The following is a 21246-nucleotide window of genomic DNA, read 5'->3' as shown; positions in this document are numbered from 1 at the left end:
TGTGCTATCAGCTGCGGGTCGCTTGGGCGGCCGGCGCGGCGTCCTTGCTGCGCCAGTGCGGCAGCGAGTTCCAGTAGCGCTCGCCCTTGGCGTCGTCGTACATGCCTTCCCAACGGGAGATGACCAATACGGCCAGGGCGTTGCCGATCACGTTCAAGGCGGTACGCGCCATGTCCATGATGCGGTCGACACCGGCGATGAACGCCAGGCCTTCCAGCGGAATGCCCACGCTGCCCAGGGTTGCCAGCAGCACCACGAAGGACACGCCCGGCACACCAGCGATGCCTTTGGAGGTGACCATCAGGGTCAGGACCAGCATCAACTGCTGGCCGACCGACAGGTCGATGCCATATAGCTGGGCAATGAAGATGGCTGCGATGCTCTGGTACAGGGTCGAACCGTCGAGGTTAAACGAGTAACCCGTCGGCACCACGAAGCTGCAGATGGCTTTCGGCGCGCCATAGGCTTCCATCTTCTCGATCACGCGCGGCAGCACGGTTTCGGAGCTGGCGGTGGAGTAGGCCAGGACCAGCTCATCCTTGAAGATGCGGATCAGCTTGAGGATCGAGAAACCAAACAGGCGAGCGATCAGGCCCAGTACTGCAAAGGCAAAGAACAGGATGGCGACGTAAACCAGGATCACCAGCTTGGCCAGCGGCAGCAAGGAGGCGAAGCCGAAGTTGGCGACGGTCACGGCGATCAGTGCGAATACGCCGATCGGGGCGTACTTCATGATCATGTGGGTGACTTTGAACATGCTCTCGGACACGCCCTGGAACATGGTCACCAGCGGCTCGCGCAGCTCAGGCTTGAGGCTCGACAAGCCCAGGCCGAACAGCACCGAGAAGAAGATAATCGGCAGCATTTCGCCACGGGCGACGGCAGCGAAGATGTTCGACGGGATCAGGTTGAGGATTGTCTCAATGAACGCATGCTCATGCTGCACTTCGGCGGCGGTGGCAGTGTACTTAGAGATGTCGACAGTACCCAGGGTACTCATGTCGATGCCGGCGCCTGGGTGGAACAGGTTGGCCAACAACAGGCCGACCACGATGGCGATGGTGGTGACGATTTCGAAGTAAAGGATGGTTTTGACGCCGATACGCCCGAGCTTCTTCGCGTCACCGACCCCGGCAATGCCGACGATCAGCGAGGAGATCACAATCGGGATCACGATCATCTTGATCAGGCGGATAAAGATATCGCCCGCTGGCTGCAACACATTGCTGATCCACCAGGCCTTTTCAGCACTGAAATGGTTGAGCACTGCACCGATTGCGATCCCCAGCACCAAACCGATGAGGATCTGCCAGGCGAGGCTTAGCTTTGCCTTCTTCATGTCATTACCCTTACTTCAAGTGAACTTAAGGCAAATGCGCCAGCTGCAACGCTCGAGAGCGAAAAAGTGTGTGCATCTGCCTCCATGGAAGGTCACCGCAGCGTGGCCGAAATGGCTTACTGGCAGGCGAAAAAAGGCGCAACTATTCCCATGCAAGGGAGCGACGTCTAATGCCGTAAACGCCTACCCTATGCCGAATCGGCATGGCCTTTTTCTATAATAACTGTCCGAACGGTCAGTTCAAATGTGACATTTTGTCCGACAAATATGCCGTGAACCGGCCAAACCCGGCTCGCTCAGAGAATCCGGACGTCTTTGAAGCGCTGGCAAAAATGCCTGGAAATTCCAGCGTTTAATGTCGGAAATGTCCTATAGGCCCGGCCAAAATTTATCGATAGATGGTCGACCGGACATACCAAGAAATGGTTCTGAACAAGCAGAAGGGAAATATTCGACTATGGAAGGCATAACAAAAGAGCAATAAGCCCGCCGCAAGTTCAGCAAGCCATGAGCTTGTGAACCTGCGTCGCAGCTTTTCGCCTGACCCGGCCCTTGCGCAGGCACTCCCTGTACCCGTAGGTCACGCCGATCCCGATTGATCAGAGCAACCCGGCCCCTTGGTCATGCACCGCCCTTGGCGAGCGATGCAAACAGAAAGAAGCGAGGGGGCTTCTTTCTATGGACGCAAGCTCCGCAGACGACAGACGCGTCAGACGGAACCTAATACCAATTCGGATCTTTCTTCAGTTGCTCCATCAGCAACTTCTGCATGCCTTCATCCGGTTTACCAATGAAGCGGTAATCCGCATGGCGCGTCGGGGACTTATCCGCCGGCAGGCCGGCCGGGACCTCCACCAACATGGCGTAGGCATCTTCCTTGTCGAGGCTGAAGGCAACGATCAGGCGTTTGTTCAGGCACGTGTCAGCGGTTTCGCAGAGTGGCCCGACCAAATACTTGTCGCCATCTTCTTCCACGGCGTTCATCTGTTCGGCTGTACCCGACAGGTTCATCACCCATTCCGGCAAGCGTTCTTCTTTCTTCACCACGCCTTGCCAGGTTTCGCGGTATTGCGGGTCCGCGCTGAGCAATTCGTTGGCCCGGGACTGGCCGTCATTGGCGGCCATCGCCAAGCCGCTGCCGCCCAGGAGCAGGGCGGCAGCAATAGCTTTAAGGGACAAAGTGGTCATGTTCAGCCTCGGCCGCGACGACCAAAGAAGAAGGAAGCGATGAACATCACCAGGAAGACCACAAACAGAATTTTTGCGATACCCGTGGCGGTGCCCGCGATACCACCGAAGCCCAGGACTGCAGCCACAATGGCGATGATCAGAAATGTGATTGCCCAACTCAACATGGTGATTCTCCTTATGCTTTTATAGGGGTAACAGCGGTAGTGCCGTGCAGCCGCTCAATGCGAACGGCTGTTGGTGCCTAGAACACCCAACGCTCTTGGGATGGCAGTTCACTCAGGGCGGACTCCTGGTCAACCATCCGCAACTGCGGGGCTGTTGCATCGGCAGCAACACTGCCAACGGAACGGAAATGGGTTTGGGTCATGAAAGGACGTTCAAACTGGGGGATCTGCTGCTGACTCTGCTGCCAATGTTGCATCTGCTGGCCGCCAATCAGCGTGACCATCAGGGCCAGACTGGCAAACAGACCTTGTTGCAAGCGCAGTGGCGATACACGCAATTGGCTGAGGCTTTGGCGAGTCATGCTGCTGTTCTCCCGCATTTTGATTATTCGTTGGGAGAGATATTGCAGAGTGCATGCCAGCTTTTTTACAAAATAAAAATCAATAAAATCAATGAGTTGAATATTATCGATTGGGTTGACCCCCAGCATCCTGCACGATGCCTCTCTGAGCGCCGTGCGAAATGCACGATGGCCAGCGGTCGGATCAATGGATAGAAAACGAAATGAGTGTTGCCGAAGTGGCAAGACGGCATGAAAACGCCATCAGCCGGGGCTTTGTAGGTAACGATGCAGATAGCTGCACGACGCTGCCTTTTATCGATCAGAATAAACCATGCAACTTGCCCGATTATTCCGGGACTAAACACCATCATTCATAGTTTAAGGAGCGCGGGACAGATGGAATCAGCCAAGGAACTTCAAGGCCGCATTCTTTTAGTGGATGACGAATCCGCGATCCTCCGCACCTTCCGTTATTGCCTGGAAGATGAAGGCTACACCGTAGCCACCGCGAACAGCGCCGCTCAGGCCGATGCCTTGATGCAGCGCCAGGTGTTCGACCTGTGCTTCCTCGACCTGCGCCTGGGCGAAGACAATGGCCTGGATGTGCTGGCCCAGATGCGCATCCAGGCGCCGTGGATGCGTGTGGTGATTGTGACCGCCCACTCGGCAGTTGATACCGCCGTTGATGCGATCCAGGCCGGCGCTGCCGATTACCTGGTCAAGCCTTGCAGCCCTGATCAACTGCGCCTCGCCACCGCCAAGCAGTTGGAAGTACGCCAACTCTCCGCGCGCCTTGAAGCCCTAGAAGGCGAAGTACGCCAGCCCAAAGACGGCCTCGACTCCCACAGCCCGGCAATGATGGTGGTGCTGGAAACCGCGCGCCAGGTGGCCGGCACCGATGCCAACATTCTCATCCTGGGTGAATCCGGCACCGGTAAAGGCGAACTCGCCCGCGCCATCCACGGCTGGAGCAAGCGCTCGAAGAAGTCCTGCGTCACCATCAACTGCCCATCGCTGACGGCAGAACTGATGGAAAGCGAGTTGTTTGGTCATAGCCGCGGTGCGTTTACCGGTGCCAGTGAAAGCACTTTGGGCCGCGTCAACCAGGCAGACGGCGGCACGCTGTTTCTCGATGAAATCGGCGACTTTCCCCTCACATTGCAACCCAAGTTGCTGCGCTTTATCCAGGACAAGGAATACGAGCGCGTCGGCGATCCGGTCACTCGCCGTGCCGACGTGCGTATCCTGGCCGCCACCAACCTGAACCTGGAAGACATGGTCCGCGACGGCCGCTTCCGCGAAGACTTGCTGTACCGCCTTAACGTGATCACCTTGCACTTGCCGCCGCTGCGCGAGCGCAGTGAGGACATCCTGACCCTGGCCGATCGCTTCCTGGCGCGCTTCGTCAAGGAATACGCCCGACCGGCACGTGGCTTCAGCGATGAAGCGCGCGAAGCACTGCTCAACTACCGCTGGCCGGGCAATATCCGCGAACTGCGCAACGTGGTGGAGCGCGCCAGTATCATTTGTCCGCAAGAGAAGGTGGAGATCACCCACCTGGGGATGGCCGAACAGCCTGGCAACAACGCCCCACGCATCGGCGCGGCGCTGAGCCTGGATCAGTTGGAAAAAGCCCATATCGGTGCCGTGCTCGCCACCAGCGACACCCTGGATCAGGCCGCCCGTACCTTGGGCATCGACGCGTCGACCCTGTACCGCAAACGCAAACAGTACAACCTGTGAGCTGCACCTTATGAAGTTAGCGATGAAGCTGCGCACTCGGCTGTTCCTGAGTATCTCAGCGTTGATCACCGTCGCCCTGCTGGGTTTGATCCTGGGCCTGGTCAGCGTCATGCAAATGGCCAAGACACAGGAATCCCTGATTCGCAGCAACTTCATCACGCTGGACTTGGGGCTGAAGCTGCGCCAGAGCTTGGGCGATCAACTGATCATGATGCTGGAGGAACGCCCCGACCCTAAGGCACTGCAAGCCTCCAAGCAACGCTACTTCGACCTACTGGACCAGGGCATCGCCCATGAGCAGCGCGACGATCGCGGGACGGGGTTCAGTGAGGCCCGAGGCCAGTATCAGGATCTGCTGGACGCCTTTGACGAATCCCAGCAACCGACGCCTCCTCCAGGCTCCAAGGAAAAGCTCACCGAAACCTTCAATACGTTGCGCAACGGCCTGATCAACGAACACAAGCAGGCGTTGGAGAACATCAGCAACAGCGAGCACAAATCCCGCGAACGTGCGCTATTGATCGCCGGGTTGCTGGGGTTGGTGGGGCTCGCCGTGCTGATCATCGGGTTTGTGACCGCCCATGGCATTGCCCGGCGTTTCGGCGGGCCGATCGAGGCGCTGGCCAAAGCTGCCGACAAAATCGGCCAGGGCGACTTCGAAGTGACGCTGCCGATTTCGTCCGCAGCAGAAATGAACCAGCTGACACGCCGCTTCGGCATCATGGCCGAAGCGTTGCGCCAGCATCAGGCAACCAATGTCGATGAGTTGCTGGCCGGCCAACAACGTCTGCAAGCTGTACTCGACAGCATCGACGATGGCCTGCTGATGATTGACCGCCAAGGCCGTCTGGAACACCTCAACCCCGTGGCCCAACGTCAATTGGGCTGGGACGAGGAACGCCTCGGTCAAGGTCTTGGCGAAGCACTGGCACGCCCCGAGCTGGATGAACAACTTCAACTGGTCCTGCGCGGCGGTAACCTGGAGCGGGCGCCGGACGATCTGGAAGTGGAGGTCGAGGGTGAATTGCGCCTGCTGACCTACAGCCTGACCCCGGTCAGCCATACCCAGGGGCATATCCTTGGCGCAGTGATGGTGCTGCACGACGTCACCGAACAACGCGCCTTCGAGCGAGTACGCAGCGAGTTCGTGTTACGCGCCTCCCATGAGCTGCGCACGCCGGTGACCGGTATGCACATGGCCTTCGGGCTGTTTCGCGAGCGTGCGAAGTTCCCGGCCGAGTCACGTGAAGCGGACCTGCTGGATACGGTCAATGAAGAGATGCAGCGCTTGATGCAGTTGATCAACGACCTGCTCAACTTCTCTCGCTACCAGAACGGCCTGCAGAAACTCACCTTGGGCCCGTGCGATGTGACTGACCTGCTGGAACATGCCCGTGCCCGCTTCGTCGAACCGGCCAATGCGCAGAACATCGAATTACTGGTAGAAGCTCAATCCGACCTGCCCCGGTTGTATGCAGACCAGGCACAGCTCGAGCGGGTACTGGACAATCTATTGGCCAACGCCCTGCGCCACACCGCAGCCGGTGGGCAAATTCGCCTCCAGGCACGCCGTCATGGTGAGCGAGTGATTGTCAGTGTGGAGGATAACGGCGAAGGCATCGCCTATGGGCAGCAGGGACGGATCTTCGAACCCTTTGTCCAGGTGGGCCGCAAGAAAGGCGGCGCCGGCCTAGGCCTGGCGCTGTGCAAGGAGATCGTGCAACTGCACGGCGGCCGCATGGGCGTATATTCGCGGCCGGGGCAGGGCACTCAGTTCTACATGGCGTTGCCGCTTTAAGTTCGGTTCAACGCGCGCAGGATTGCGGCACTTTCCGCATCCGGCGTGCCGTCAAACAGGGACGGCCGGAAATGCATCTGGAACGCCGAAATGACATGGCGCGTGGCGACATCCAGCTCCCCGGTCTGAGGCGTCTGGTAACCCAGGCGAGCCAATTCTTCCTGGAACCAGGTAATGCTCGGCAGCTGCGCGGCATATTGCACTTGGAACCGCGCTACGGCCTGGGCATCAGGCCACACGCCCAACCCTTCATCGGCCAGGCGTTTCCAAGGGAACAATGGGCCCGGGTCCAGCTTGCGCAACGGTGCGATGTCACTGTGGCCAATGATGTTCTTGGGGTCGATGCCGTTGCGCTTGCTGATGTCCTTGAGCAACACCACCAGGGATTTAACCTGCGCTTCGGAGTACGGGTACCACAAGCGACCGGTAGGGGTGTCCTTGTAGCCAGGGTTCACGATCTCGATGCCGATGGAGCTGGAGTTGAGCCAGGTACGGCCCATCCATTCGCTTTCGCCGGCATGCCAGGCGCGCTGGCTTTCATCCACCAGCTTGTAGATGGTGCCGGAGGCGTCGTCGCCGATCAGGTAATGGCTGCTGACCTGGCCGTGGGTAAGCAATGCCAGGGAGCGTTCAAGGTTGGTGGAGGTGTAGTGGACAATCACGAACTGCACGCGGTTGTCGTGGTTCACCGAAGGATGGCTGGTGTCCAGGCGCGGGCCGCTGGCGCAACCTGCGAGCAGAAGAAACACAAAGGCGAAGTACAAGGATTTCATGGCGGAAGACATTACACTGAAGACGATAATGCAACAGTGTAACGTACCCTTTGTGACCCAACCGTCAAATTACAAAATGGAACATCTTTTAGGCGGCCTGCACCTGGTTCCTTCCCGCCGCCTTGGCCCGGTACAGCGCCTCATCGGCACGTTTGAGCGCCAGGTCACTGCGCTCTCCCGGCTGGAACTGCGCCACGCCCATCGAAACGGTGATGGTCACCGGTTCGCCTTTGAAGTGAAACGGACACGCTTCAATCGCCGCGCGCAGCACTTCGCCCGCCGCCAGCGCATCCGACAGAGATGAGTTTGGCATCAGCAACACAAACTCTTCCCCGCCAAAGCGCGCGATAAAGTCGCTCGGACGCAGGCGCTTGCGCAGCACGTTGGCGATGATTTTCAGTACCTTGTCGCCCGCCAGGTGGCCGTAGCCATCGTTGATGCGCTTGAAATGATCCAGGTCCAGCATCGCCAGCGACAGGTTGTTGCCGCGCTGGTGCCAGGTGTTGACCTCCTGATCCAGGCGTTCGCTCCAGGCCGCGCGGTTGGGCAGCCCGGTGAGCGGATCGATCAGGGCCTTCTGGCGCTGCACCTCCAGGTGCTCGCGGTAGCCCTGGGCTTCCTGCTCCATATTGGCAACACGCTCGGCCAAGCCTTTCAGACGTGCTGCCGTTTCCTGCTCGCGCTGGTCACGCTGCTGCTGGTGCTCGTCCATTGTGCCCAGCAGGCCTTCAAGGTGGCTTTCCAGCACGTGCTTGAGGCTGTCCAGGTCGGCAGCTTCCTGCACGCTGCTTTGCAGGCCATCGACCTGCTCGCGGATCTGCGTGTCCAGCTCGCGGGCGGCAGAGCGGCTGTCGGCGTGTCCGTCGCTGGCGACCTGCAAGTGCCCCTGGAAGGCTTCAAGACGCTCGTTGAGCTGCTTGAGATATGCCTCGAACTCATGCTGACCACTGTCGGTGATCGCCAGCATCAATACGGCCAGGTCGTCGAGGATCGGCAGCAGTTCGTACCAGTTCAGGCCGTGGGCCAGACGCTCGCGCATGGCTTCGGCCTGGGGTCGGTGGCGCTCGGGCAGCGAGAGTTCCTCCAGCAAGCCGAGCAGAGTGTCCTCGATGTGCTTGGCCACGGAGCTGTAGGACGGTTCCGGCGAGTCGGGCAAGGCATAGGTGCCATCCGCTTGCAGCTCGTCGGGATCTGGCTCTTCGACCTCCAGCACCGGAGGCAGCGACAGACTGCCGATGACGGTCTCATCCGGCGCTTCGACCTGAATCTCAGGCGTTTCGATGAAGGCGGCTAGCGCACTTTCCGGCGCATGCTCTTCGACTTGAGGCTCGGGCTCGACCCGCGCTACTGGCGTTTCAATGGGTGCGGCTTGAGGCGGGGCCTCATAGACGAAGGTTTCGCTGGAGGGCTCGGCCACCTTGGCGGGCGCTACGGGCTCAATGACAGGGGCGAGCGTTTCTTGAGGCTGTGGCGCAAAGGCGCGCAACGCTTGCGTCAGCTCCTCGGATTGCTCGGGCGGCTGTGGCTCGGTAGCCGCAGTCTTGGCTACCGCAGGCTGCGGGGCCGGGCGGGGCGTCGGTTCATTTTCCACCGCCTCGTTCACGACTTCTTTGGAGCCGAACAAGCGCTGCAAAAGCCCTGGCCCCGGACGCGGGGTTTCGCCGTCCGGCTCCAGGTTGTTCAACGCCTGACCTTGCAGGCCGCTCAATTCGCTGAGCAGCAAGGGAATCTCGCGCGCTTGGCTGACTCGGCCGTCTAGCTGCTTGGCGAACGTCTTTAGCGGACGGGCCACTTCACGCGGTAGCGGCAGCTTTTGCAGTTGCGTGACCAGGGACGTCAGCGCCGTGCTGATCTGGTCGACCCGGGTTTCGCGGCGCTGCTCCGAATCCAGCACAGCTTTTTCCAGACGTGGGAGCAACGCGGCGAGGGCGGCGTCCATATCATCGGTGCGGACAACGTCACGCATTTCCTTCATGCATTGGTCAACGGCGCGGTCAGTGCCCTCAGCGGCCAGGGTGCTGCGCACCAGTCCACGGCGCAGCAGGTCGAGACGGGCGGCCCAACGGCGTTCGAGCTTGTCTTGTTGCTCGATACTTTTAAGGTATTTTTCTTTCCAGCGCTGGGCGTCGTCGCTCATGCAAGGGGTCCGCGAGGGCCGGAACTCAACGCGGGCAATGCATCAGCCGTGAGCGAACCCGGCAGACGAATCTCTACCGCGACCGGCAGGTGATCGGAGATGGGCTGCGCCAGCACCTGCACACTTTCGAGTGTGAGGGTAGGACTGAGCAGGATATGGTCAAGACAGCGTTGCGGACGCCAGCTGGGGAACGTGGCTTCGGCTTGTGGCGCCAGTAGCCCGAGGTCGCGCAACGGGGAATTTTGCAGCAGGTCGCTGGCGTGGGTGTTCATGTCCCCCATCAGCACCTGATGTTTGTAATTGCCAATCAGCTCTCGGATGTAGGCCAGTTGCATGGTGCGGGTGCGGGCACCCAGCGCCAGGTGCATCATCACCACGACCAAGGCTTCCGGGCCTTCGCCAAAGCGCACAAGGATCGCACCCCGGCCCTTGGGGCCTGGCAGCGGGTGGTCTTCGATGGCGGAGGGCTTCAAGCGGCTGAGCACGCCATTGCTGTGCTGCGCCAGGCGCCCGAGGTTGCGATTGAGTTGCTGGTACCAGTAGGGGAAGGCACCGAGCTGGGCCAGGTGTTCGACCTGATTGATGTAACCGGAGCGCATGCTGCCGCCGTCGGCTTCCTGCAGGGCAACCAGGTCGAAGTCGCTCAACAGGTTGCCGATCTTCTGCAGGTTGCCGGCCCGCCCGTTGTGGGGCAGCAGGTGCTGCCAGCCACGGGTGAGGTAATGCCGGTACTTCTCGGTACTGATACCCACCTGGATATTGAAGCTCAGCAGGCGCAGACGGCTGTCGGCCGGCAGGCCCGTGGATTCCAGGTGATGTTCGTTGACCTGCGGGTCATGCAGGCCAACCACACGTTCGGTACCCCAGCGGCGCATGACGGGCCCCTTACTTGGCTGCGCGCTCTTTGGCGATCAGCTGGTCGGCAACATTGAGGGTCTGCTCAGGACCACCGGAGGTGCCCAGGTCGAAACGGTATTTGCCGTTGACGATCATGGTCGGAACACCTTGCACGCCGTACTTCTGCGCCAGCTCTTTGGCCTGTTTGATCTGGCCCTGGATGGCGAAGGAGTTGAAGGTGGCCAGGAACTTGTCCTTGTCGACACCTTGGGTGGCCACGAAGTCAGCCATTTCGTCTGGCTTGGTCAGGCGCTTGCCCTGTTTCTGGATCGCATCGAATACTGCGTTGTGGACCTTGTGCTCCACACCCATCGCTTCCAGGGTCAGGAACAGCTGGCCGTGGGCGTCCCACGGGCCGCCGAACATGGCGGGGATGCGTCGGAAGTTCACGTCCTTAGGCAGTTTCTCAACCCATGGGTTGATGGTCGGCTCAAAGGCGTAGCAATGCGGGCAGCCGTACCAGAACAGCTCCACCACTTCGATCTTGCCGGGTTCCGAAACCGGAACCGGGTTGGCCAATTCGACGTAGGTTTTACCGGCTTCAAGCGGCACGTCGGCAGCTTGTGCGGTCATGCCGAAGAGGCTGGCAGTGACGAGAGCGGCGCTGAGGATCAGATTACGCATGCTTTACTCCTGGACAAATAAAGTCGCCTCACGCGACCTTTGTTGTGACAGGTCTACGCGGGCATGAGTTCGTTAGTGTAACGGCACCGGCCACAAAAAAGGGCGGCCTGGGCCACCCTTTTTATGCTTGCATCAACGGATTAATCGAGTGTTAACGTTGCGTGCAACTTAGTGCAGGCCCTGGATGTAGCTAGAGACCGCCGCAATGTCTTCATCACTCAGCTTACGGGCGATGGTGCGCATGATTGCCGCGTCGCCATCGTTGGCTCGCCCGGCTTCTTCCTTGCGGAAATCGGTCAGTTGCTTGGCGATATAGGTGGCGTGCTGGCCGCTCAGGTGCGGGAAGCCGGCAGCGGCGATGCCCGCGCCATTGGGCGAGTGGCAACCGGTGCAGGCAGGCAGGCCTTTTTCCAGGTCGCCGCCGCGGAACAGTTTCTCGCCACGGGCCACCAGTTTCGGATCAGCAGCTCCCACACTGCCTTTCTGGCTGGCAAAATACGCCGCGATGTCTGCAAGGTCCTGATCGCTGAGATTGGTCAACAAGCCGGTCATTTCCAGGACCGTGCGCTTGCCGGACTTGATATCCTGCATCTGCTTGGTCAGGTAACGCTCGCCCTGGCCGGCCAGTTTGGGGAAGTTCGGCGCCGGGCTGTTACCATCCGGTCCATGGCAAGCACCACACACGGCGGCTTTCGCCTGGCCCGCTGTAGCGTCGCCTGCAGCATGGGCAACACCGGTGATGCCCAAGGTCAACAGCAGACTCACGATCAGTTTGTTCATCAGCTAATCCAACTACGGCTAAGGGGTTTAAGAGTTATCTACCGGGTTTACTCACCATCAACTGAATGATGGCCTGGTAATCCTCAGTACTGCAGTCCATGCACAAACCACGCGGCGGCATTGCCTTGAAACCCTGGGTCACGTGATGCACCAGCGTGTCCACGCACACTCGGTTGTACACCGCTTCCGGATCCTGTGTAGCCTGAGCGCCGTAAAGCGGGACCAGGACACCGATAGCGAGCAACCACTTGGTCATACGTCGACCATTTCAGGGTTTGAGAGCGTTTTGCGTTCTAATGCGCAATAAAGGTCTATCGCTCCCGTGAACCTCATCCTTCGCTGGGACAAAGCACACACAAAATCTGCGGCATTATATACTGGCGCTACTGAAACGGAAACGACACCGCTTGCCGCACCCTTTTTCGGCACCGCCCACATCGGAAATCTCATGCAACTCAAGAATCCCATCCTCGGTCTGTGCCAACAGTCCACGTTCATGCTCAGCGCCGCCAAAGTTGACCAATGCCCCGATGACGAGGGCTTTGAAGTCGCCTTTGCTGGTCGCTCCAACGCCGGTAAGTCCAGCGCGCTGAACACCCTGACCCACGCCAGCCTGGCACGCACCTCGAAAACCCCGGGCCGCACGCAACTCCTCAATTTCTTCAAGCTAGACGAAGATCGGCGTCTGGTCGACCTGCCGGGCTACGGATACGCAAAAGTACCCATCCCGTTGAAGCTGCACTGGCAGCGTCACCTAGAGGCTTACTTGGGTGGCCGCGAGAGTTTGAAGGGTTTGATTCTGATGATGGACATCCGCCATCCGATGACCGACTTCGACCTGTTGATGCTCGACTGGGCCGTCGCCAGCGGCATGCCGATGCACATCCTGCTGACCAAGGCCGACAAGCTGACCTACGGCGCAGCCAAGAACACCCTGCTCAAAGTACAGTCCGAAATCCGCAAAGGTTGGGGTGATGCGATCACCATCCAGCTGTTCTCGGCGCCAAAACGCATGGGCCTGGAAGAGGCCTACACGGTGCTGGCAGGCTGGATGGAACTGGCCGACAAAGGCGCGGAACTGGCCGAGTAACTTTTCTGCAGGCAAAAAAAACCCCGGACTTCTTATGGGGAGGGGAAGTTCGGGGTTCAAGTTCCGGACCGCTAGGGCGGGGTCCAGATATCTGCCAACACTTAACACAACATAGGAGCATTGAAGGGCTTCACCACCCATTCAGTAACTCTGAGTAGCAGTTCACGGGTTAAGTTCCGGCAGGTTCGAAAAACTATTTGAAATAACCAACGGTGATTTCCGCACTAAAGCACTCTGCCAGCACGCAAGGTGATGGCAGAGTCTCGGACTCAGTGCGCTTCGTCCCAATTGTTGCCCACGCCCACTTCCACCAGCAGCGGCACATCCAACTGCGCGGCAGCGCTCATGTGCTCGCGAATCTTCTCGCTGACTTGCGCTACCAGATCCTCACGCACCTCCAGCACCAGTTCATCGTGCACCTGCAGGATCACCTTGGCATCCAGGCCTGACTCAGTCAGCCAGTTATCCACGCGCACCATGGCCTTCTTGATGATGTCCGCTGCCGTACCCTGCATCGGCGCGTTGATCGCGGTGCGTTCTGCCGCTGCGCGCTCCTGGGGCTTGTTGGAGTTGATGTCCGGCAAATACAGGCGACGACCGAAGAACGTCTCGACATAACCCTGATCAGCCGCCTGGGCACGGGTGCGCTCCATGTATTCGCGCACGCCGGGATAACGGGCGAAATACACATCGATATACGCCTTGGCCGTCTTGGTATCGACGCCAATGTCCTTGCCCAGCTTCTGCGCGCCCATGCCGTAGATCAGGCCGAAGTTGATCGCCTTGGCACTGCGACGCTGATCCGAGGTGACCTCGCCCAGCTCAACCTTGAACACTTCAGCCGCCGTAGCGGTGTGCACGTCCAGGTTGTCGCGGAAGGCGTTCATCAGGCCTTCGTCCTTGGACAGGTGCGCCATGATCCGCAGCTCGATCTGCGAGTAGTCCGCCGCCAACATTTTGTAGCCCTTGGGCGCGACGAACGCCTGGCGAATGCGCCGCCCTTCAGCGGTACGCACTGGGATGTTCTGCAAGTTCGGATCACTGGAGGACAACCGCCCGGTCGCCGCCACCGCCTGGTGATAGGACGTGTGGATGCGCCCGGTGCGTGGGTTGATCTGCTCCGGCAGGCGATCGGTGTAGGTACTTTTCAGCTTGCTCATGCTGCGGTACTGCATCAGCACCTTAGGCAGCGGGTAGTCATCTTCGGCCAGTTTGGCCAGCACTTCTTCAGCCGTGGAGGCCTGGCCCTTGCCGGTTTTCTTCAGCACCGGCAGGCCGAGTTTCTCGTAAAGGATCGCACCGAGCTGCTTGGGCGAGCCCAGGTTGAATTCCTCGCCGGCGATCTCGAACGCCTGGCGTTCCAGCTCGACCATCTTGTTGCCCAGCTCAATGCTCTGGATGCCCAGCAGATCCTTGTCGACCAGCGCGCCTTGGCGCTCGATACGTGCCAAGACCGGCACCAACGGAATTTCGATATCAGTGAGCACGCTCACCAGGCTTGGGATGGCGGACAGTTGCCCAAACAGCGCCTGATGCAGGCGCAAGGTGATATCGGCGTCTTCTGCTGCGTACGGGCCAGCCTGCTCCAGCGCGATCTGGTCGAATGTCAGCTGTTTGGCGCCTTTGCCGGCGATGTCCTGGAAAGCGACAGTGTCGTAGTCCAGGTACTTCTTGGCCAGGCTGTCCATGTCGTGACGGGTGGCGGTGGAATTGAGCACGTAGGATTCAAGCATGGTGTCGAAGGCGATGCCGCGCACGGTAATGCCATTCGCCGGATCGCCACCGATGGCACAGTTGGCCAGGATGTTCATGTCGAACTTGGCATGCTGGCCGACCTTGAGCTTGGTCGGGTCTTCCAGCAGCGGCTTGAGGGCCAGCAGCACGGTGTCGCGATCCAACTGCTCCGGCGCGCCGATGTAGGAGTGGGTCAGCGGGATGTAGGCCGCTTCGTGGGGCTGGACGGCGAAGGACACACCGACCAACTGCGCCTGTTGGGCGTCGATACCGGTGGTTTCGGTGTCGAAAGCGAACAACTTCGCGTCGTTGAGCTTTTTCAGCCAAACATCGAAGGTCGCCTGGTCGAGGATGGTGGTGTAGCTCGCCTCTGTCGGCGCCACTGCCTCAACGACTTCCTCAGCAACAGGTGCCGCCTTGAGCTCCACACGCTTGGCGTCGCGCTGGATTTCATCAAACCAGCTCTTGAACTCCAGCAGCGTATACAGCTCCAGCAGCTTCTCGCGATCCGGCTCGATCAGGTGCAGGTCATCCAGGCCCACATCCAGCGGCACATCGCACTTGATCGTCGCCAACTGGTAGGAAAGAAACGCACTCTCGCGATGCTCTTCCAGCTTGGCTGGCAGCGTCTTGGCGCCACGGATAGGCAGGGTCGGAACGATGTCCAATTGCTCATAAAGCTCTTTGATGCCGCCGTTCACGCCGACAAGCAAGCCGGAAGCCGTCTTGGGACCAATACCCGGAACGCCTGGAATGTTGTCGGACGAATCGCCCATCAACGCCAGATAGTCGATGATCTGCTCCGGTGCGACGCCGAATTTCTCCTTTACGCCGTCGATATCCATCGAACTACCGGTCATGGTGTTGACCAAGGTAATGTGCCCGTCGACCAACTGCGCCATGTCCTTGTCACCGGTCGAGATCACCACCGGGCGGTTGGCAGCCGCGCTGCTGCGCGCCAGGGTGCCGATCACGTCATCGGCTTCGACGCCTTCGACGCAGAGCAACGGGAAACCCAGGGCGATCACGCTCTGGTGCAGGGGCTCGATCTGCAGGCGCATGTCATCGGGCATGCTTGGGCGGTTGGCCTTGTATTCGGCGTACATGTCATCGCGAAAGGTCCCACCCTTGGCGTCGAACACTACTGCAAACGGGCTGCCCGGATACTGCTTGCGCAGGCTTTTGAGCATGTTCAACACACCCTTGACCGCGCCGGTGGGCAGGCCTTTGGACGTGGTCAGCGGTGGCAACGCGTGGAACGCACGGTACAGATATGAAGAACCGTCCACCAGGACGAGGGGTGCTTGGCTCATGAGCAGAATCAACCTTTTCGGCGGGTCAGGCGCTAGAATAGCCGGACCAATGACGACAAAGGGACAAGGTTATCATGCGTACATTCAATCGCCTGCTGTTGACCGGCTTGATTGCACTCGCTCCGATGGCTGCCATGGCGGCAGACAGTGCCCCTGGGGGCGATCCGGAAGTTACCATTCGCACGGAAGGCGACAAGACCATCCAGGAGTACCGCCAGAACGGTTTCCTGTACGCAATCAAGGTAACGCCGAAGGGCGCGCCTCCGTATTTCCTGGTGCGCGCGGACGGAACCGATGCGAACTTCATCCGCTCTGACCAGCCGGATATGCTGATCCCATCATGGAAGATTTTCGAATGGAAATGATTTCTTAACTTAAATTGGCGCCGCGCACTGCGGCGCCCGTACTGGCAGTTTTAACCATGTCTGTGTTCACCCCCCTGGCTCGGCCCGAGCTGGAAACCTTTCTCGCCCCTTACGGCCTCGGCCGCCTGATCGACTTCCAGGGGATTGCCGCCGGTAGTGAAAACACCAATTTCTTTATCAGCCTGGAGCAGGGCGAGTTCGTCTTGACCCTGGTCGAACGTGGCCCGGTCGCAGAAATGCCGTTCTTCATCGAACTGCTCGACGTGCTCCACGACGCCGACCTGCCCGTGCCCTACGCCCTGCGCACCACCGACGGCGTGGCCTTGCGCGAGCTGAAAGGCAAGCCGGCATTGCTGCAACCGCGTCTGGCCGGCAAGCACATCAAGGATGCCAACGCCCAGCACTGCGCCCAGGTGGGTGACCTGCTGGGTCATCTGCACCTGGCAACACAGGGCGAGAAGGTGCTGGAGCGCAAAACCGATCGGGGCCTGGATTGGATGCTCAGTGAAGGCGCGCAGCTGATTTCACACCTGAACGACGCACAGCAACGCCTGCTGCAGGACGCACTGACCGAGATCCAAGCCCACAAGGCCCAGATCCTCGCCCTGCCGCGCGCCAACGTCCACGCCGACCTGTTCCGCGACAACGCGATGTTCGAAGGGACGCACCTTACAGGGCTGATCGACTTCTACAACGCCTGCTCCGGTCCGATGCTGTACGACGTGGCAATCGCCCTGAATGACTGGTGCTCGGATGCTGAAGGCGTGATCGATGGGCAGCGCGCACGGGCATTGCTGGGGGCTTATGCGAGCCTGCGGCCGTTTACCGCCAAGGAAGCCGAGTTATGGCCGACGATGCTGCGCGTGGCCTGTGTGCGGTTCTGGTTGTCACGCCTGATCGCGGCTGAGTCGTTTGCGGGTCAGGACGTGTTGATCCATGACCCGGCGGAGTTCGAGCATCGGTTGGTGCAGCGTCAGCACGTGACTGTCCAACTCCCATTTGCGATGTAACACCTCTAACTGTAGGAGCGAGCTTGCTCGCGAAAAACCCGAGAACGCCGCGCTTATCCAGGGTAAGCGCGTCATCGTTAACGTTTTTCGCGAGCAAGCTCGCTCCTACAGTGTGCCGTTATAGCGATTCCAGACACCCAGCCAGATCATTGCCCAGCTTCTCCAACACCTGCTCATAACCCTGAGCGGTAGCCGGCGTGTAACCACCCAACGCATCCAACTCCGCCAATTTCACCGGCAAACCGGAGACCAGCGTTTCAGCCAAACGCGGACGCAACGGCGGCTCACTGAACACGCAGGTCTTGCCCACTTCCTGCAAACGCGTACGCATCGCCGCCACATGCTGGGCCCCGGGTTGTACCTCAGCGGCTACGCTGAAAACGCCGGTGTGCTTGAGGCCGTAAGCATCTTCGAAGTAATCGAAGGCTTCGTGGAACACGAAGTAAGGCTTGCCATCAATCGGCGCCAGGCGGGCTTTCAGGCGAGCATCCAGCGCATCGAGGCGCTCATCGAAAGCCTTCACGTTGCTCTGGTAACGCGCAGCATTGGCCGGGTCGGCGGCGGCAAGATCAGCCGCTATGCGCGCCGCAATCACCCGAGCGTTCACCGTCGATAGCCACAAGTGCGCGTCCAGGCTGCCTGGGCGGTGATCGTGGTCGTGTTCGTCGGCTTCATCGGCGTGCGAGTGGCTATCTTCGGCAAAACGACGCAACTTCATGCCTGGCAGATCCTGCACTGCCACTGTCGCAGCCGTACGACCTTTCAGCACGCGCGGCAGGAAACTCTCCATATCCGGGCCGATCCAGTACAGCAGGTCCACCGACTGCACACGCCGTACGTCGGATGGGCGTAGCGCATAGTTATGCGGCGATGCACCCGGCGGCAATAAAACCTCAGGAACCGCCACCCCGTCCTGCACAGCCGCGGCAATCAGTTGCAACGGTTTGATGCTGGTCAGCACCTTGACCTCGGCCTGAGCGGCGCTCGCGACGAACAAACTGGTGACAAATACGACAAAAACGGGAAAAAGTCGGGACACGATGACCACTCAATGGCGTAGGAACGGGTAACATAATAACGTCTCTATCAAATGTCTGTCGCCGCTCATGCCTAAAACACCGCTTGCCAGCCGTCCCCACGACCACTCTCACTGCGTGCATACCGCGCTGTCGGAGGCCGATACCCTGTGCACACAGAAGGGTCTGCGCCTGACCGCCCTACGTCGTCGCGTGCTGGAGTTGGTGTGGCAGAGCCACAAGCCGCTGGGCGCCTACGACATCCTGGGCGTGCTCAGCGAGCAGGATGGCCGCCGCGCTGCTCCACCGACCGTGTACCGCGCGCTGGATTTCCTGCTGGAAAACGGCCTGGTTCACCGCATCGCCTCGTTGAACGCCTTTGTCGGTTGCAGCCACCCGGAACACGCGCACCAGGGCCAGTTCCTGATCTGCCGCGAGTGCCACGCCGCCATCGAGCTTGAACAAAAAAGCATCAGCGACGCCATTATCAAGAGTTCTGCCGAGGTCGGCTTCCGGGTCGAAGGGCAAACGGTCGAAGTGGTCGGCCTGTGCTCGGGCTGCCAGGGGGCTTGATGAGCAACGCGTTAATCCGCCTGGAACAGGTCGGGGTCACGTTCGCCGGGCAAGCCGTGCTGGATAACATCGCACTAAGCGTGGAGCCTGGGCAGATCGTCACTCTGATCGGCCCCAACGGCGCCGGCAAGACCACCCTGGTGCGCGCCGTACTCGGCCTGCTCAAGCCCGACACCGGCAGTGTGTGGCGCAAGCCCAAGCTGCGGGTCGGCTACATGCCGCAGAAGCTGCATGTGGACCCGACGCTGCCACTGTCCGTGTTGCGCTTCCTGCGCCTGGTACCGGGCGTGGACCGTGCCCGTGCGCAAGCAGCGCTCAAGGAAGTCGGCGCCGAACAGGTGATCGACAGCCCGGTGCAAAGCATCTCCGGCGGCGAAATGCAGCGCGTACTGCTGGCCCGCGCTCTGTTGCGCGAGCCGGAACTGCTGGTGCTGGATGAGCCCGTACAAGGCGTCGACGTCGCCGGCCAGGCCGAGTTGTACAGCCTGATCACCCGCCTGCGCGACCGCCATGGCTGCGGCGTGTTGATGGTGTCCCACGATTTGCACCTGGTCATGAGTACCACCGACCAGGTGGTGTGCCTCAACCGTCACGTGTGCTGCTCCGGCCATCCGGAACAAGTCAGCGGCGACCCGGCCTTCGTCGAGCTGTTCGGCAAGAACGCCCAGAGCCTGGCGATCTACCACCACCATCACGACCACGCCCATGACCTGCATGGCGCCGTGGTCGACGATCCCGCCACACCTCATACCCACGTTCATGGAGATAGCTGCAAGCATGGCTGATTTTCTGCTCTACGCCCTGCTGGCAGGCTTGGCTTTGGCGTTGGTGGCGGGCCCACTGGGTTCGTTCGTGGTCTGGCGGCGCATGGCCTATTTTGGCGACACGTTGTCGCATGCCGCGCTCTTGGGCGTGGCCATGGGCTTCTTGCTGGATGTCAGCCCGACCATCGCCGTGACCGTGGGCTGTCTGTTACTGGCGGTGCTGCTGGTGACCCTGCAACAGCGCCAGCCGCTGGCCTCCGACACCTTGTTGGGTATCCTGGCGCCCAGCACGCTGTCCCTGGGCCTGGTGGTGCTGAGCTTCATGCATGAAGTGCGCATCGACCTGATGGCCTACCTCTTTGGCGACCTGCTGGCAATCAGCACCACCGACCTGGCCTGGATTCTCGGCGGCAGCGCAGCCGTGCTGGTCTTGCTGGTGGCCCTATGGCGCCCACTGCTGGCAATCACCGTGCATGAAGAACTGGCCACGGTGGAAGGTTTGCCCGTGCCGAGCCTGCGCATGGCCCTGATGTTGTTGATCGCCGTGGTGATTGCTGTCGCGATGAAGATTGTCGGCGTATTGTTGATCACGTCGCTGCTGATCATTCCCGCAGCCGCCGCCCAGCGCCATGCCCGTTCGCCGGAGCAGATGGCCATCGGCGCAAGTTTGCTGGGGATGCTTGCGGTGTGCGGGGGCCTGGCGTTGTCCTGGTTCAAGGACACGCCGGCCGGGCCATCGATTGTGGTCACGGCCGCCGCCCTGTTTCTGCTGAGTTTTGTCCTGCCCCGTCGAGGGGTGTAGACTTGCTCGCTTTTTGCGCAAATAGAGAGTCGCAGGAATGAAGCCGTTCACCTCCCGTTATCTGCTCCTTGCCGCATTTTCCTTGCTGCTGGGCGCCTGTCAAAGCACACCGCCCGCCGCCCCCGAGGCCCCGGACGCACGCGCTGCGGCCATCGCGCAGCTGGAACAAAACCTGGCCAGCAGCGAGTTGGCCACCGCCGAAGACCAGCTGGCGGCACTGCAAGCCCAGTCGCCCAACGACCCGGCGCTGGAAAACTATCAGCGCCAATTGGCAGAAGCCTACCTGCAGCGCAGCCAGATCGTGCTGCAAAAGGGTGACGTCAACGCCGCTGCCACCGCCCTGAGCCGCGCCCGCGCCCTGATGCCCAAGGCGCCCGCACTGACCGGCGGCGTCAACAGCGCCATCACCCACGCCCGCAAGGCCGAGCTGGATAAAGCCGAAGCCGCCCTGAAAGCCGCCGAAGCCAAGCCCGCCGCCAAGGTCATCGACCCGGCGGCGCCCAGTACCACGGTGGCGCTGAACCTCACCGATATTGAAGAACTGCGCCATCAGCTGGATGCGATCGCCACTGACGTGGTGAATTACCAGTGCGATGTGACCATCCAGGCGCCGCGCACCCAGGATTACCCGTGGCTGGCCACGTTGCTGACCAAACGGGTGAAGCGAATTGATTCGGGGTATGACCTGAAGATTCACCGGCAGATCTTGAAGAAGATTCCGGCGCAGGTGGTGCTGATTCCGCGCAAGGCGGAGTAAGAAAAGATGATCGCTCCCACCCAGTGGGAGCG

At 60.3% G+C, this 21246-nt stretch carries 21 protein-coding genes; 9 read left to right on the top strand and 12 right to left on the bottom strand.

The window, feature by feature from the left end; genetic code table 11:
• Positions 1-7: 7 nt before the first annotated feature.
• The 4 genes from gltP to HX793_RS27210 all read right to left on the bottom strand — a co-directional run bounded on the left by gltP (position 8) and on the right by HX793_RS27210 (position 3056).
• Positions 8-1339, bottom strand: coding sequence for a glutamate/aspartate:proton symporter GltP (gene gltP, locus HX793_RS27225; RefSeq protein ID WP_016978800.1), 1332 nt, complete (start codon positions 1337-1339; stop codon positions 8-10).
• A gap of 720 nt (positions 1340-2059) precedes the next feature.
• On the bottom strand, positions 2060-2527 hold the full coding sequence (locus HX793_RS27220) for an inhibitor of vertebrate lysozyme family protein (RefSeq protein ID WP_016978799.1): 468 nt from the start codon (positions 2525-2527) through the stop codon (positions 2060-2062).
• Positions 2528-2529: 2 nt separating this feature from the next.
• Positions 2530-2694 (bottom strand): DUF1328 domain-containing protein, encoded by a 165-nt coding sequence (locus tag HX793_RS27215; protein WP_003170804.1) that lies wholly within the window; start codon positions 2692-2694, stop codon positions 2530-2532.
• A gap of 77 nt (positions 2695-2771) precedes the next feature.
• Positions 2772-3056 carry a hypothetical protein gene (locus tag HX793_RS27210; RefSeq protein WP_025999928.1) on the bottom strand — a complete coding sequence of 95 codons (285 nt, stop codon included), beginning with the start codon at positions 3054-3056 and terminating at the stop codon, positions 2772-2774.
• 378 nt (positions 3057-3434) lie between these two features.
• Here HX793_RS27210 and algB point away from each other — a divergent pair, with 378 nt between their 5' ends.
• Both algB and HX793_RS27200 read left to right on the top strand, forming a co-directional pair.
• Entirely contained in the window at positions 3435-4781 is a 1347-nt protein-coding gene (algB, locus tag HX793_RS27205; protein ID WP_016978797.1) for a sigma-54-dependent response regulator transcription factor AlgB, read from the top strand.
• A 10-nt stretch (positions 4782-4791) separates the two neighbouring features.
• Complete coding sequence (locus HX793_RS27200; RefSeq protein ID WP_016978796.1) at positions 4792-6579, top strand: KinB sensor domain-containing domain; 1788 nt, start codon at positions 4792-4794, stop codon at positions 6577-6579.
• Here the strand turns inward: HX793_RS27200 and HX793_RS27195 are convergent.
• The 6 genes from HX793_RS27195 to HX793_RS27170 all read right to left on the bottom strand — a co-directional run bounded on the left by HX793_RS27195 (position 6576) and on the right by HX793_RS27170 (position 12046).
• Positions 6576-7352 (bottom strand): N-acetylmuramoyl-L-alanine amidase, encoded by a 777-nt coding sequence (locus HX793_RS27195; protein ID WP_177096715.1) that lies wholly within the window; start codon positions 7350-7352, stop codon positions 6576-6578. The genes HX793_RS27200 and HX793_RS27195 overlap by 4 nt on opposite strands.
• 88 nt (positions 7353-7440) lie before the next feature.
• Complete coding sequence (locus HX793_RS27190; RefSeq protein ID WP_177096712.1) at positions 7441-9489, bottom strand: GGDEF domain-containing protein; 2049 nt, start codon at positions 9487-9489, stop codon at positions 7441-7443.
• On the bottom strand, positions 9486-10364 hold the full coding sequence (locus HX793_RS27185; protein ID WP_016978793.1) for an endonuclease/exonuclease/phosphatase family protein: 879 nt from the start codon (positions 10362-10364) through the stop codon (positions 9486-9488). Before HX793_RS27185 ends, HX793_RS27190 begins: the two co-directional genes overlap by 4 nt.
• Positions 10365-10374: 10 nt before the next feature.
• Positions 10375-11010, bottom strand: a complete 636-nt coding sequence (dsbA, locus tag HX793_RS27180) for a thiol:disulfide interchange protein DsbA (RefSeq protein ID WP_010207835.1) — start codon at positions 11008-11010, stop codon at positions 10375-10377.
• A gap of 168 nt (positions 11011-11178) precedes the next feature.
• Positions 11179-11790: a c-type cytochrome gene (locus HX793_RS27175; RefSeq protein WP_016978792.1), complete on the bottom strand. Its 612-nt coding sequence runs from the start codon at positions 11788-11790 to the stop codon at positions 11179-11181.
• A 34-nt stretch (positions 11791-11824) separates the two neighbouring features.
• Entirely contained in the window at positions 11825-12046 is a 222-nt protein-coding gene (locus HX793_RS27170; protein ID WP_177052873.1) for a c-type cytochrome, read from the bottom strand.
• Between the two features lie 192 nt (positions 12047-12238).
• On the opposite strand from HX793_RS27170, the gene yihA reads away from it, so the two are divergent.
• Positions 12239-12880, top strand: coding sequence for a ribosome biogenesis GTP-binding protein YihA/YsxC (gene yihA / locus HX793_RS27165; RefSeq protein WP_016978790.1), 642 nt, complete (start codon positions 12239-12241; stop codon positions 12878-12880).
• Between the two features lie 269 nt (positions 12881-13149).
• On the opposite strand, the gene polA is transcribed toward yihA, so the two are convergent.
• Complete coding sequence (gene polA / locus HX793_RS27160; protein ID WP_177096703.1) at positions 13150-15927, bottom strand: DNA polymerase I; 2778 nt, start codon at positions 15925-15927, stop codon at positions 13150-13152.
• Positions 15928-16001: 74 nt separating this feature from the next.
• Between polA and HX793_RS27155 the strand changes: the two genes are divergently transcribed.
• Together HX793_RS27155 and HX793_RS27150 are read left to right on the top strand one after the other, a co-directional pair.
• On the top strand, positions 16002-16292 hold the full coding sequence (locus HX793_RS27155) for a DUF2782 domain-containing protein (RefSeq protein WP_016978788.1): 291 nt from the start codon (positions 16002-16004) through the stop codon (positions 16290-16292).
• A gap of 56 nt (positions 16293-16348) precedes the next feature.
• Complete coding sequence (locus HX793_RS27150; protein WP_016978787.1) at positions 16349-17302, top strand: homoserine kinase; 954 nt, start codon at positions 16349-16351, stop codon at positions 17300-17302.
• A 118-nt stretch (positions 17303-17420) separates the two neighbouring features.
• On the opposite strand, the gene znuA is transcribed toward HX793_RS27150, so the two are convergent.
• Positions 17421-18350 (bottom strand): zinc ABC transporter substrate-binding protein ZnuA, encoded by a 930-nt coding sequence (gene znuA, locus HX793_RS27145; RefSeq protein ID WP_177052871.1) that lies wholly within the window; start codon positions 18348-18350, stop codon positions 17421-17423.
• A gap of 58 nt (positions 18351-18408) precedes the next feature.
• Here znuA and HX793_RS27140 point away from each other — a divergent pair, with 58 nt between their 5' ends.
• From HX793_RS27140 to HX793_RS27125, 4 genes are read left to right on the top strand one after another with little or no spacing between them, the layout of a single operon-like run.
• Positions 18409-18891, top strand: a complete 483-nt coding sequence (locus tag HX793_RS27140; RefSeq protein ID WP_025854323.1) for a Fur family transcriptional regulator — start codon at positions 18409-18411, stop codon at positions 18889-18891.
• Entirely contained in the window at positions 18891-19676 is a 786-nt protein-coding gene (znuC, locus tag HX793_RS27135) for a zinc ABC transporter ATP-binding protein ZnuC (protein WP_028618647.1), read from the top strand. Before HX793_RS27140 ends, znuC begins: the two co-directional genes overlap by 1 nt.
• Entirely contained in the window at positions 19669-20457 is a 789-nt protein-coding gene (gene znuB / locus HX793_RS27130) for a zinc ABC transporter permease subunit ZnuB (protein ID WP_010207821.1), read from the top strand. Before znuC ends, znuB begins: the two co-directional genes overlap by 8 nt.
• A gap of 37 nt (positions 20458-20494) precedes the next feature.
• Complete coding sequence (locus tag HX793_RS27125; protein WP_033899234.1) at positions 20495-21214, top strand: PA5502 family lipoprotein; 720 nt, start codon at positions 20495-20497, stop codon at positions 21212-21214.
• Positions 21215-21246: the final 32 nt, after the last annotated feature.

The sequence above is a fragment of the Pseudomonas reactans genome (assembly GCF_013387025.1).
In the GTDB taxonomy this organism is placed as follows: domain Bacteria; phylum Pseudomonadota; class Gammaproteobacteria; order Pseudomonadales; family Pseudomonadaceae; genus Aquipseudomonas; species Aquipseudomonas reactans.
This window is presented reverse-complemented; position numbering and strand designations above follow the sequence as displayed.

Excerpts from the sequence above, each read along its gene's own strand:
- gltP (WP_016978800.1), bottom strand. The coding sequence starts at position 1,339 with ATGAAGAAGGCAAAGCTAAGCCTCGCCTGGCAGATCCTCATCGGTTTG.
- HX793_RS27220 (WP_016978799.1), bottom strand. The coding sequence starts at position 2,527 with ATGACCACTTTGTCCCTTAAAGCTATTGCTGCCGCCCTGCTCCTGGGC.
- HX793_RS27215 (WP_003170804.1), bottom strand. The coding sequence starts at position 2,694 with ATGTTGAGTTGGGCAATCACATTTCTGATCATCGCCATTGTGGCTGCA.
- HX793_RS27210 (WP_025999928.1), bottom strand. The coding sequence starts at position 3,056 with ATGACTCGCCAAAGCCTCAGCCAATTGCGTGTATCGCCACTGCGCTTG.
- algB (WP_016978797.1), top strand. The coding sequence starts at position 3,435 with ATGGAATCAGCCAAGGAACTTCAAGGCCGCATTCTTTTAGTGGATGAC.
- HX793_RS27200 (WP_016978796.1), top strand. The coding sequence starts at position 4,792 with ATGAAGTTAGCGATGAAGCTGCGCACTCGGCTGTTCCTGAGTATCTCA.
- HX793_RS27195 (WP_177096715.1), bottom strand. The coding sequence starts at position 7,352 with ATGAAATCCTTGTACTTCGCCTTTGTGTTTCTTCTGCTCGCAGGTTGC.
- HX793_RS27190 (WP_177096712.1), bottom strand. The coding sequence starts at position 9,489 with ATGAGCGACGACGCCCAGCGCTGGAAAGAAAAATACCTTAAAAGTATC.
- HX793_RS27185 (WP_016978793.1), bottom strand. The coding sequence starts at position 10,364 with ATGCGCCGCTGGGGTACCGAACGTGTGGTTGGCCTGCATGACCCGCAG.
- dsbA (WP_010207835.1), bottom strand. The coding sequence starts at position 11,010 with ATGCGTAATCTGATCCTCAGCGCCGCTCTCGTCACTGCCAGCCTCTTC.
- HX793_RS27175 (WP_016978792.1), bottom strand. The coding sequence starts at position 11,790 with ATGAACAAACTGATCGTGAGTCTGCTGTTGACCTTGGGCATCACCGGT.
- HX793_RS27170 (WP_177052873.1), bottom strand. The coding sequence starts at position 12,046 with ATGACCAAGTGGTTGCTCGCTATCGGTGTCCTGGTCCCGCTTTACGGC.
- yihA (WP_016978790.1), top strand. The coding sequence starts at position 12,239 with ATGCAACTCAAGAATCCCATCCTCGGTCTGTGCCAACAGTCCACGTTC.
- polA (WP_177096703.1), bottom strand. The coding sequence starts at position 15,927 with ATGAGCCAAGCACCCCTCGTCCTGGTGGACGGTTCTTCATATCTGTAC.
- HX793_RS27155 (WP_016978788.1), top strand. The coding sequence starts at position 16,002 with ATGCGTACATTCAATCGCCTGCTGTTGACCGGCTTGATTGCACTCGCT.
- HX793_RS27150 (WP_016978787.1), top strand. The coding sequence starts at position 16,349 with ATGTCTGTGTTCACCCCCCTGGCTCGGCCCGAGCTGGAAACCTTTCTC.
- HX793_RS27140 (WP_025854323.1), top strand. The coding sequence starts at position 18,409 with ATGCCTAAAACACCGCTTGCCAGCCGTCCCCACGACCACTCTCACTGC.
- znuC (WP_028618647.1), top strand. The coding sequence starts at position 18,891 with ATGAGCAACGCGTTAATCCGCCTGGAACAGGTCGGGGTCACGTTCGCC.
- znuB (WP_010207821.1), top strand. The coding sequence starts at position 19,669 with ATGGCTGATTTTCTGCTCTACGCCCTGCTGGCAGGCTTGGCTTTGGCG.
- HX793_RS27125 (WP_033899234.1), top strand. The coding sequence starts at position 20,495 with ATGAAGCCGTTCACCTCCCGTTATCTGCTCCTTGCCGCATTTTCCTTG.